Origin of the sequence: Thalassoglobus sp., assembly GCF_048270125.1 — a bacterium.
Lineage (GTDB): Bacteria > Planctomycetota > Planctomycetia > Planctomycetales > Planctomycetaceae > Thalassoglobus.
In genome coordinates this window covers 92,454-103,925 of the sequence record NZ_JBLWTN010000020.1, presented here as the reverse complement: position 1 = coordinate 103,925, position 11,472 = coordinate 92,454, and the positions used below count along the sequence as shown (strand labels likewise).

At 51.1% G+C, this 11,472-nt stretch carries 8 protein-coding genes; 3 read left to right on the top strand and 5 right to left on the bottom strand.

All coding sequences use genetic code 11. The features are described 5' to 3' along the window. The 3 genes from ACN0YR_RS18755 to ACN0YR_RS18745 all read left to right on the top strand — a co-directional run. Positions 1-615 (top strand): zinc-dependent peptidase (locus tag ACN0YR_RS18755; RefSeq protein WP_417850741.1); only part of this gene is annotated, 615 nt, incomplete at its 5' end. 387 nt (positions 616-1,002) lie between these two features. Then, on the top strand, positions 1,003-1,338 hold the full coding sequence (locus ACN0YR_RS18750; protein ID WP_417850740.1) for a hypothetical protein: 336 nt from the start codon (positions 1,003-1,005) through the stop codon (positions 1,336-1,338). A 533-nt stretch (positions 1,339-1,871) separates the two neighbouring features. Next, positions 1,872-2,951, top strand: a complete 1,080-nt coding sequence (locus ACN0YR_RS18745; protein WP_417850739.1) for a formylglycine-generating enzyme family protein — start codon at positions 1,872-1,874, stop codon at positions 2,949-2,951. 218 nt (positions 2,952-3,169) lie between these two features. On the opposite strand, the gene ilvA is transcribed toward ACN0YR_RS18745, so the two are convergent. The 5 genes from ilvA to ACN0YR_RS18720 form a co-directional block, all read right to left on the bottom strand. After that, entirely contained in the window at positions 3,170-4,690 is a 1,521-nt protein-coding gene (gene ilvA / locus ACN0YR_RS18740; protein ID WP_417850738.1) for a threonine ammonia-lyase, biosynthetic, read from the bottom strand. Positions 4,691-5,053: 363 nt separating this feature from the next. Then, complete coding sequence (locus ACN0YR_RS18735; RefSeq protein ID WP_417850737.1) at positions 5,054-6,154, bottom strand: type III polyketide synthase; 1,101 nt, start codon at positions 6,152-6,154, stop codon at positions 5,054-5,056. Continuing rightward, positions 6,151-7,308 carry an NAD(P)/FAD-dependent oxidoreductase gene (locus ACN0YR_RS18730; protein ID WP_417850736.1) on the bottom strand — a complete coding sequence of 386 codons (1,158 nt, stop codon included), beginning with the start codon at positions 7,306-7,308 and terminating at the stop codon, positions 6,151-6,153. Before ACN0YR_RS18730 ends, ACN0YR_RS18735 begins: the two co-directional genes overlap by 4 nt. Beyond that, positions 7,305-8,039 (bottom strand): methyltransferase domain-containing protein, encoded by a 735-nt coding sequence (locus ACN0YR_RS18725; protein ID WP_417850735.1) that lies wholly within the window; start codon positions 8,037-8,039, stop codon positions 7,305-7,307. Before ACN0YR_RS18725 ends, ACN0YR_RS18730 begins: the two co-directional genes overlap by 4 nt. Positions 8,040-8,449: 410 nt before the next feature. Beyond that, entirely contained in the window at positions 8,450-11,431 is a 2,982-nt protein-coding gene (locus tag ACN0YR_RS18720) for an FG-GAP-like repeat-containing protein (RefSeq protein ID WP_417850734.1), read from the bottom strand. Positions 11,432-11,472: the final 41 nt, after the last annotated feature.

Sequence of the window (11,472 nt, the reverse complement as noted above, 5' to 3'; positions counted from 1 at the left end):
TGCAATGGATTGACGATCACGGATGAAATCAAAGTGACGATCGCTGCGCTGGCTGCCCTCTTGTTGTTGGGATTTGAGAATCGCTACTTCGATATGGTGCAATCGATTCTGGTGTACCCTGATTCGTACGTCCGGAAGGGTCAAGTGATGCTCTCGCATGGGCTGCTCATTGAGGGAGACTCTCACCTGGAAGGTGAAACATCCTACCGAGGACCAGTCATCCTTTCTTGGGACGACACTTTAAGAGGCGGACAACGCATCACCGGCCGAGACAACCTCGTCTTGCATGAGTTCGCTCATCAACTCGATATGGAAAACGGTCGCATGCCGGATGGTGTCCCACCTATTGAGAGCAAAGCACAGGCATCACGCTGGCTTGCTGTGATGGAGTTGGAATTCGACAAGCTGAAGCGGGCCTGTCAACGTGGGGAGGCGACTTTGCTCGATTGTTACGGAACAACGAACACCGCAGAGTTTTTCGCGGTCTGTACCGAATCTTTTTTCGAACAACCGCAAGCCATATACAGGCATCACCCCGACCTGTATGAGATTCTAAAAGAATTCTACAACCAAGACCCGAAGTCTCGCGAAACAGGGATCAGTAGAAGCTTGTAGAGCAGTTTGCTCAACCGTTTGCCTGTGAAGAACGCATTTCTCTAGAACTGATCCTGAAACTTGAAATTGCTCTCTCAAACGTTGAGGAAAGCATCTATTTCAGAGGTTTTCGGACTGGTTCTAGTAAAAATGCTGTTCGCCACGAGGCAGAGCCCGAACACCGATTCGAAAAACGTCAAATGACTCCTTCCCTACCCCTCTCTGCATGGTTCTCTTTACATTGAAGGTGACGTTTAAGCATCAGGAATCGTTGACTACGACCATGAAGCTCGAAGGGACGATCAGCGGAGAGGTCGACGGGACAGCTCATACCAGGAATTTCAAAGAAGAAGCCCCGGCCGCGAGTCGTTCAGCCTTTCATAACTCGGCAGAATTTGGGAGAGAAACATGTGGTGGAGAGCGGTCATTGCAGGTCTTGTCATCGCTGGGGTTTCGCAACTCGCTGATCGCTTTCCGCGACTGGGAGCGTTATTGCTGACACTTCCAGTTGTCAGCATCGTTGCGTTTGTCGCTGTCTGGAATAAGGAGCAGGACCTCGCCACTGTCTCTCGGCTCGCGCGGGAAACACTGATTCTTGTTCCACTCGGCCTCCCCTTCTTTGTTCCTCTGACTTTTTCACAACGCCTCGGAATCGGGTTCTGGGGGTCATTTGCCTTGGGGATTTTTCTCGCCTCGATCACCATCGGCCTCTGGTTCTGGCTTGGACCTCAAGCCACTGAATAGCAGTTCATCGAAGATGGCTTTTCACTTTCTTCGTCAGAACATGGATGCTCTGGCAGAATCACAGTTCGATTGTTGAATTCTCTACAACGACCAGGTCATGTTCGAACTTTTGATTGGCTTCTCAACAGATGCTTGAACGTCGGTGATCGATGTGCCACTCCTTCATCTCGCAACTGCTCGATTTCAATGTGTCTCAGTAAGCTCTTGCCAGTTGCAACTCTTGGACAGTATTCACTCAAATTTATCATTGTTGATGCGTAGCGTTGTGTCAGACTGCGTGACCTTCTACAACTCAGAAAGCACGAAAGTACTCAAGTTGCTCTGGCGCTACCCGATAACGATCGAGACGTTTTTTGTAATACGTACTTGAATTAGGGAGGGCCTGTCCGGCGTTCTTGAGCAGCGTTCGAAATCATGTTCGCGATCCGCCTTGTAGAGACGCAATATTATTGACGGAACCCGTTGTTCATGGTTAAACGGTAGAGCAATTTATTCTAGACGGAACGTCTGATTCGTTCAGATTGGAGAGACCGATGAGAAACCGAAGCGTGTTGAATTTGATTCTGTTCATCGTGATCGGAGTTGCCTCGAATGCGGCGCGCGGTGACGAACCGCAGCAAGGCGCAGTGAAAAAGGCTGACCTGGGTGACGGAGTCCTTCTGGAAACGGTGTTCATTCCGCCAGGCACATTCTTAATGGGAAGTACACAAGAAGAGAAAAACTGGGCGACAGGAATCGAAGGTGGTGCTCAGGCTGGGACTGAACGGGAGTCGTACGAAGGCGAAAAACCTCGATCGATGTCAGTGAAGTACGGCTTCTGGATGGGACGCACGGAAGTGACTGTCGGCCAGTTCAAACAGTTTGTGGAAGAGAGTGGATATGTCACTGATGCAGAGAAACCTGGCGGGCATACTCAGTGCTTCAATCCCAAATGGACGAGTTATAATCTGACAGGTGAGGTGACTCATCCTTGGGAACCGATGGAGGGGAAGAGTTGGCGCGATCCAAATTTCCAGTTTCCATTGCGAGATGACTTTCCAGTCGTGTGCGTCAGCTGGACGGACGGACGGGAGTTCGCCAAGTGGTTGACGAAACGTCAAAGTGAAGCGGGCCGTCTGCCGGACGGTCTGGTATACCGTTTACCAACAGAAGCTGAATGGGAATACGCCTGCCGAGGCGGGAGTCAGGAGAGCCACTACTTCTGGTGGGGAAACGAACTCAGCGAAGGTGAAGGACGACTGAATATCTCGGCTGTCGATTTCCTGCCTGATCGAAAGCAAAAATGGCCTCTCTCCAGTGCGCCATGGAGTGATGGATTTGCATTTGTTTCCCCTGTCGATCATTTCGGAAAACGTGGTCGCAATGGTTTTGGAATTGCCGACATGTGTGGCGGAGTTTGGGAAGTGATTCTGGATCACTTCGACCCCAAAGGAGGTCACGAAGAACTCTTCACTGTTAAAGAGAATCCGCGTCCAGTTTGTCGAGGTGGCAACTACTTCGATGTCCCCGGCAACGCACGCTGTGCGGTTCGCCTGGGACTGGCCGGTCCTCACTACTCCGACTCCCGCGATGGTTTCCGCATCTGCCTGGGACCTCCGCGAGACCATCAGTGATTCCTGGAGTATTTCCCATTCTTCCCGTGCCTATGGAGTTTGCTTTGATGACTCCATAGGCTGCTTGCCACAAAGCTGAACGTAAAGACTAATATTGGAAATGCTCTATAGCATTTTTCGAACCGGTGTTCGCGTTCTGCCTCATGAAAATGAGTGATTCAGCTTGTGAAAAGTACCTTCACGGACAAAATACACGAATGTGTTTTGGCTGACCTCGTTTAACGAAGGAATTGTGCGTAGACCGGATTTGCTGACTCATCGGCGTAGCGATATCCCAGTGTGTTGATGAAGTCGCTGAATGCAGGCAAGTCTTCATCGGAAACCTGAATGCCGACGAGAATGCGTCCATAGTCAGCACCTTCGTTGCGGTAGTGAAACAGGCTGATGTTCCAGTCTGGGTGCATGCTCGAGAGGAATCGCATCAAAGCAGCTGGTCGCTCGGGGAACTCAAAACGGTACAATCGTTCGTTTTCACAGAGCGGGCTTCTGCCACCGATCATGTATCGCAAATGCTGCTTCGAGAGTTCGTCATCCACCAGATCCAAAGCAGCGAACCCCTGCGCAGCCAGTAACTGGCTGATTTCCGGGACTTCTCCACGATGCCGAATTTCCAACCCGACCAGAACATGGGCTTCGTGCTGATCACTGATGCGGTAGCTGAATTCCGTCACGTTGCGTTGGCCGATTGATTCACAAAGCAACTTAAAGCTGCCGCGTTCTTCAGGGATGGTGACTGCGAACAATGCTTCTCGTTCGCCTCCCGCATCCGCCCGTTCCGCCACAAACCGCAGCCGGTCAAAATTGATGTTGGCTCCGCAGGTGATCGCCACCAGATTCTCACCCTGTAGAGCATGCTTCGCAACGTATTGTTTCAGCCCCGCGATACCCATTGCACCCGCTGGTTCCAGGATGATCCGGGTATCTTCAAAGGCATCCTTGATGGCGGCGCAGACGGAGTCTGAATCGACTTTTACGAAATCATCAACAAGTTCCCGAGTCATGCGGAACGTCTCTTCGCCAACCATTTTCACCGCTGTGCCATCAGAAAAAAGGCCCACATCTTTCAGCTCAACCCGCTCGTTGGCAAGGATCGATTGCAGCATCGCATCAGAATCATTCATCTGGACGCCAATGACCTTGATTTCCGGTCGAACCGCTTTGATGTAAGCCGCCACTCCAGAAATCAGTCCTCCACCTCCGATCGCCACGAAGACAGCATGGATCGGACTTTGCAGCTGCCGAAGGATTTCCATACCGACTGTCCCCTGCCCCGCGATAACGTCTGGGTCGTCAAACGGATGAACGAAAATATACTCATGTCGCTGTTGCAGTTCGAGCGCATGGGCATAAGCATCGGAGTAGCTGTCGCCATGCAGGATCACCTCTCCACCCAGTGCGAGGACCGCGTCGATCTTCAACTTTGGAGTTGTCACTGGCATGACAATATGTGCTTCGCATCCCAACCGGCGGGCACTGAGGGCAACTCCTTGAGCATGGTTCCCGGCGGATGAACAGACAACTCCGCGCGAAAGTTCAGCTGGAGACAGGCGGGCCATTTTGTTGTAAGCCCCGCGCAACTTAAAGCTGTGTACTGGCTGCGTATCTTCACGTTTCAACCAGACCTGATTCCCAAGGCGATCCGATAATTTGTTCGCCGGGTTGAGCGCTGTTTCGATTGCGACATCATAAACTTTGGCGTTCAGAATTCTTTGTAAATAATCCAGCAGATGTTGTTTCATGATTATCGCAATTTCGAATGAGTGTTCGCGTTCTGCCTCGTGGCATACAGTATTTTTACTGGTGAAACGCGTTTTTCACGGGCACGGGAAACACGAAAGTGTTCCAGCAAATGAGTCAGTATGTGAAATCATCGATGACCCGCCAAGAATATCAAGACCAGCACAACCTCACCACGAACCGCCGAGTTGCGACGTGATGCCAAAACTCAAGTCTCAATAATCTGGCAACACTCGCGGTCTGCCAGTCGGGAGCATTCAAATCAACCTAATGCTGCACTTGAACAGGCAGAAGTGACAAAAAAGTTTTTGTTGGTTGGATGACTTCTCAGCGATTATCTGCTGGCATCACTCAATGTGAGGTGATCAATCGATAAATAAAGCTGCTTCAATCGTGATCCCCGGTCCAAAGCCGATGCTAAGGCAAGGAAGTTGACTTTGTTCTTCGAGCATTCGCTGAATAATAAAGAAGACTGTGGTGGAACTCATGTTTCCAAAGTTTTGGAGAACGTATCGCGAATGAGATAAGGCTTCGTCGGGAAGTTGCATCGCTTTCTGAAACGAGGAGAGGATACGAGGCCCGCCCGGGTGAACCGCCCAGCTCTTGATGTCGTCCAGTTGAAGTTCATGTTCCGCCAGCCAGCCTTCTAACCACGGCCTCACGTGTTCTTCAATCAATTGGGGCAACTTGGGAGACAACGACATCTCAAACCCCAGCTTCCGGACCTTCCAGGTCATCATGTCATCGCTCTCGGAGATGACATGTGAAACCGAATCTTTCGCAATCCATGAGGTCGATTTCGACTGCTGAACTGCTTGCCCTGCCCCAACGAGAGCGATTGAACCATCTGCGAATAATGCATTGGAAACAATCTGATCGGCGCCTCCCTGATACTGATAATGCAAAGAGCACAATTCCGTGGCGCAGAGTAAAACGCAGGCGTTCGGGTCGCTTTCAGCGATGGCTCTCGCGACACGAAGCCCGTTCAGCCCACCGTGACACCCCATGAATCCGACATGGGTCCGTTGCACAGAGGGCAACAGAGGAGTTTCCCTGAGTAAAAACAAGTCGAATCCGGGAGCGGAGAAACCAGTGCATGAGACCGTCACGAGATGCGTGATTTGCTCCGGTGAGATGCCTGAGTCCGCAATGGCATTGCGAACCGCTTTCAAGGCAAGTGGACCAGAAAGTTCTTCGAAGAACTCCATCCGCTGAGTGATTGAAGGTCCTGAATACTCAGGACTGCTGCTACGAGGAAGGTACAAAGTCTGCCGTTCGGATAACGATCCATCGGAACTGTTCAACACCGCACTGTAGCGTCGCTTCACCCCGGTCCGTTCGTACAAAACCGGTAACAGCTTACGTTCTCTTTCCGTTCCGAGAAAAAAGTGTTCAGCGATTTCAAATCGATCTTCTAATTGATACGCATGCTCAGGGAGTGCGGTACCGAGTCCAAGTATTCTCATGATGAATATGATTTTTCTGAAGGCTCTCCGTGGATTGATTTGATAATCGGAGTTGCCAGAAAGGGGACGAATCGCAGCACGACTAAGGCTGTTGATATAAGCTTGGGAAACCGCATGACACGTTTGAGAAAGCCGATACTCCACTGCCGTTGAGAGACAGCTTGTCGATAAGTCTGTTCCCATTGTTTAATGAGCTTGTCGTCCCAGCGTTCGATTGCTGAAAGCAATACTGGGAGTCCTGCTTGAGCCCCGGAAAACGCCCAGGCCATCCCTTCTCCCGTAAAAGGTTCCACATACCCCGCAGCATCGCCAAGGATAAATAGCCTCTCTCCCGCAACGTGACTGCGGCGACGACTCAGCAGCGGAGTTCCCGTCCACTCAGTCGAATCGATTCCACCTGGGACTGGAAAACCAACTGACCGAATCAGATCAGAGATGATTGCAGACAAGTTTTTGTTTTTTCGAATCGTGTCAGACCGTAAAGCTGCCGCCAAATTTAATCGACCATCTTCAAGAACAACCAGCCCCACATACCCTGCCGGACCGGTCGCCATGTAGATGGTCTGAGATTCATAAAGTTTAGAGGACGGAAGAATGGTGGAGAAGCCAATTTTGTTATGTTGAGCGATCTCTTCAGCTCGCGCATCAGGTAAGATGCGGTGTCCTAATCCTCCACAAGCCAGCACGATTTTGCCCTGTACAGTTTGGCGTTGGTTGTCCTGACTGATTGCGACTTCACGGATGTTTCCGGGATGTTCAAGAATCGTGGCACTGGCTTCCTGAAGAAAAGTTGCGCCTGCCTCGATTGCGCGTTTGGCCAGCCTTTCATCCAGTACGGATCGCGAGATTGTCAGGCCGTTCGAAGTTTTCAATCGAAGCTGACGTTGGTTCGCTCCCAAGACGAAACTTTCGCAATTCACCGCTCCGGCCAACACTTCTGCTAAGCCGAGTTCAGACAAAGTTTGCACTGCACGACCACTCAGGCAACAGCCGCAAACTTTCTCACGCGGGAATCGCTTTTTGTCAATCAGTAAAACTTTTTGACCACTCTTTGCCAACAAAAACGCCGATGTCGCCCCTGCTGGACCGGCTCCGATCACAATGGCATCCCAGAGAGTCTTTGTAAGAGAGATGAGCGGCTGAGATTCTTTCACGAATTTGCCGATGTTGAAGGTGTCCAGCGCAGCAGCATTCGCTCAGGGAAAAACTTCTGAATTCGTGCAGATCCCAGGTCGGCACATTGACTGATTTCCCGAAGTTCTTCGGGAGTGAAAGCTGCCTCGACAGAAAGTGGTCCATCAGTGTGAACAATTTTCGAAGAAGAGAGGAGCCGTGTTCCCAGCCAGGCAAGGAGATGTCCAGTTCGGCTGCGAACCAGATCACTCACCAGCATCTCGTGTTCTGCTGCGGCGGACATTTTCCGAAGGACACTCACTGCGTCTGGGATCTCTAAGTGATGTAAGAAAAGTGAGCAGAAGACGACATCATGGGGCGGCAAGCGAGCATCACCGAAAATGTCAAACTGTAATGTTTCAAGGTCCACACCAGCTTGAGTCGCGTTCGCTTGTGTTTGTTGAACAGCGGTGCTGCTGATGTCCAGTCCCGTCAATTTCAGCGAAACGTGATTTCGACGTGCTCGCTGACCTAGCTCCACGAGGACATCACCGCCACCACATGCGACATCGAGTACAGTGAGAGGCCGCTCAAGACGTCGGCTGAGCTTTCGAATTGAATGCCAGAGCTTCCTCGTCGTCATCGACACTTTATTGATGCGCCGCAAACCCTCCAGAGCCTGACGATGCTCTTCAGCATCAAGTTCTGGATCATCCATCAATTCTGCGACTAGATGCCGTTCAAGAAGATCAGGGAAAAGTTGTGTATGCATAAAGATCAGCTATCACATTATTCGAATTGGTGATCGGTGCTGTCTGGTGGGGGTAGTCTGTGAAGTCATGAAATTAAAGTCATGAAAGTGATCTACACGGGCACGGCAAGCATTCAAAATGCTTTGATCAACGATTGTGTCGCACGGCTCGGTTGCGAGATTACTTCGGTCTTTGAATTTCGTTCCATTGTACGGAAAAGTCCAGAACCAAACCATTCGCGTTCTGAATCCATAAATCAAAGTCGACCGAAACTTGATAGCATTTTCAAATGGAGCTTCGGATACTGTTCCATGGTGAACAGGTATTTCCTGGCAAAGCGAGATCGGCAGCGACACGCAGAAAGGCGAACTGCTTTCCATTGGGATCAACACGTGAAGCATAATTCGTGTCCGATTCCCAATAGCATGGGTCAATCATGCGGAAGGTGGAGTGGTTCTGAGCGAGATTCGATGAATAGAAGTTCGGTGTCGACCGGAATGTTTTCAAACTTCTGGTTTATCCCTGAAGGCCAGCGGACAGTCAGTTCCTCGACAGCCTCAGCCGAGCCAATTCCAATGACGATCCGTCTTTCGTTGGATGCCTGGAATCCGTCACCAGCGGCCAGTTCGCGGACGAGACGTTTCCCACCAGCTGAGACTGTAACGACACTCCCGATGGCATCGCGGCTGGACTCGGTCCCTCGAAGTTGAAGGCTGACGAAGTGCCCCACGTCTTCGGTTTTATTCGTCAATAAGGCAAACGGGACATCGAGATGTGAGACAGCAATGTCGTCTCGGCCGTCACGATTCCAGTCCAGTCGGGCGAGTCCGCGACCGAGGTTTTTTTTCTTGAAGTATGGGCCCAGAGTGTCAGCTGGAACTTCTGTGAAGTTCCCCTGCCCATCGTTCGAGAAAAACTGAGCAGGCATCTCATATGGAATCCCTTCGGTGCTCAAATCGTCGATATGACCGTTTGTGACAATGAGGTCAAGATCGCCATTCAAGTCGGCATCAATGAACTGCGTGCCGAATCCGAGCATCTTTAAACTGGGATGATGAAGTTGACTCGCTCGAGTTGAGTCCTCGAAAAGCCCATCAGATGTCTGCCGGTAGAAGGTGTTGGATTCATTATGGAAATTCGTCACGAACAGGTCGATCAATCCATCATTATTCGCGTCTCCCGCTGCGACTCCCATACATGCTTCGGGAACTCCACTTTCGTTAATCGCCAAACCACTCACCAGTGCCTGATCCTCAAATTGAAGCTGTCCCTGTGGTGACGTCGCAGAGTTGACCAGAAAGAAATTCGGCACCGCGTCATTCGCCACAAACAGGTTCAAGGCCCCTGCTCTTTCGCCCGACATGGCGACAATTCCTAACCCTTTTCCATCGACCAGTTCGATTCCCGAAGTGTTAGTGATGTCAAGAAAAGTCCCCTCTCCCTGATTTAAATAGAGTCGATCTTGCGCACCCGGAAATTGCCGCGGAGAGCAACTTCGTGTTTGATTTCCTTCTCCAGAACAAATCCGCGTGAAGATGTCTGCTCCACTCAGATAATTCACAACGTACAAGTCCGGGAGGCTGTCTCCATTGAGGTCAGCGAGAACGCAACTGCTCGACCAGTCGTTACCCGCCGTCCCTGTTTGTGCTGTGATCTCTTCGAAGGTTCCGTCGCCATTATTCATCAAAAAACTGTTGCCGTGGAGATTGGCGATATACAAATCGGAAAAGCCATCGTTGTTAAAATCCCCAACTGTGACGCCGTTGCTGAACTGAGAGTCTGTTGTTCCGGACTCTTCACTTACCTCCACGAAACGAATGCCATCGATGTTTCGGTAAAGGCGATCACTCCATGAACCGCCGGAGTTTCCATCTGGCTCGTCGCTCCCCTGGGAGAGATAAAGGTCCGGCCAACCGTCATTGTCGAAGTCGACAACAGCGACTCCACCACCATTGAATTCGTACATCCGTCGCGTTTGGTGTTCACGCGGGGCACCGTTGTAGAAAGTCATTTCGATGCCGGCCTCAGCAGCCTGATCCTGAAAATGAAAGTTTGTTGCAGCGGTCTTTGACTTCGCCAATTCGGGAGTTTGCGGAGTCGACTCTTGAGCATTGAGTGCAGGAAGAGGAAAATCCGACAAGTCCACAGCGATTGCCGGATTTGCTTCCGCGACAACTCGATCAAGAGAGAGGGAGGAGACTTCTGGCCTGATGAGTCGAAGCATCTGCTCCGGCCATCTAATTTGTGGATGATGCAACTGCATCAACGAGGACCACCCAAAGACCTCCCACTTCATGCCGAGAGAATTTGCCAGTTCGGCCGCCTGGCGAATGGCGTCAAGGTTTTCACCGGTCCATGCTGTGCTGACGGTTGTGTAATACCGCTCCAGTAATTTGGAATGGTCCAAAAATTTCTCGGCGTCTTCTTCGTGATCTTCCACCCGTAACAACTGCGACAACTGGTACGATGACTGAGCTTGTGCGGGATCGATTTTGAGTCCTTCCCAGAAGCATCGGATCGCTTCTCGCGGTTTTGAATGAGCTCGCGACCAGTTTCCGATCAGCTTCCAGTAACCGGGATGTTTCTGGATCTCTTCAGAAACAGAATTGTGCCAGACTACGAAATCAGAGTCTCTCTTCTGTTCGAGCAGAAATTCCCCGAGTTTGACCTGCGCTTCCAGATCGCCGGGACTCAAGCGAAGGCAAGTTCTTAACAGTTTCTCGGCAGTTGTGAAATCCTGTCGGTCCGTTGCCTGTCGTGCCATCCCGACAAGGATGAGGGGGTCTTCTGGAGAGGATTGATAGAATTCGGCAAGCTCGTCAACGTTTTGCAGCAGGGAATCCCCGTCACACAACAGGTAAAGATCGATTGGGCTCGCCTGGTTCGCCCGAATTAATTGCAGGCGATATGGTATCACTTCCCAGTTTCGTCCGCCGATCCCAAGCAGGTATGCGATCCGATGGATGGCGAATGTATTCTCAGGGTCGACTTCCAGTACGCTGCGATAAACCTCGGCCGCTTCGGATGCACGCTTCAGGTGCGTAAAAAGAATCTCGGCGGTTTCAAGTTTTGCTGTCGTTGCCAGCGGACCCGCATCATTGGGAATTTGTCGAAGATACCCAAGTGCTTTCTCGAAATCTTGAGTTCCAGACGCGGATTGCCCAGCGATCAGCAAGGCTTTGGGGTTCTGAGGTTCGAGACGCAACGAGCGTTCCGCCAGAGATAATGCTCGAGTGAAATCTTTGCGGTCTAAAGCAGACCTGGCGCGTGAGATCTCGTCGGCCGCAGAACGCTGAGAGAGAGAAAAACCAACCACAAGAACAGTGATGGCGATGAGAAGAAGAGCGCCAATCACCACCACTCTGCGTACGGATCCATTGTGCCCTGATGGCGACGTAGAAGTGGTGGTCATGGATGCTTCTCAAGCTTCGTGTCCGTGAAATGATCCCGGTG

What these genes read in the sequence shown, in the direction of transcription:
- ACN0YR_RS18720 (WP_417850734.1), bottom strand. Translation starts at nt 11,431, where the DNA reads ATGACCACCACTTCTACGTCGCCATCAGGGCACAATGGATCCGTACGC.
- ACN0YR_RS18750 (WP_417850740.1), top strand. Translation starts at nt 1,003, where the DNA reads ATGTGGTGGAGAGCGGTCATTGCAGGTCTTGTCATCGCTGGGGTTTCG.
- ACN0YR_RS18735 (WP_417850737.1), bottom strand. Translation starts at nt 6,154, where the DNA reads ATGAGAATACTTGGACTCGGTACCGCACTCCCTGAGCATGCGTATCAA.
- ACN0YR_RS18725 (WP_417850735.1), bottom strand. Translation starts at nt 8,039, where the DNA reads ATGCATACACAACTTTTCCCTGATCTTCTTGAACGGCATCTAGTCGCA.
- ilvA (WP_417850738.1), bottom strand. Translation starts at nt 4,690, where the DNA reads ATGAAACAACATCTGCTGGATTATTTACAAAGAATTCTGAACGCCAAA.
- ACN0YR_RS18745 (WP_417850739.1), top strand. Translation starts at nt 1,872, where the DNA reads ATGAGAAACCGAAGCGTGTTGAATTTGATTCTGTTCATCGTGATCGGA.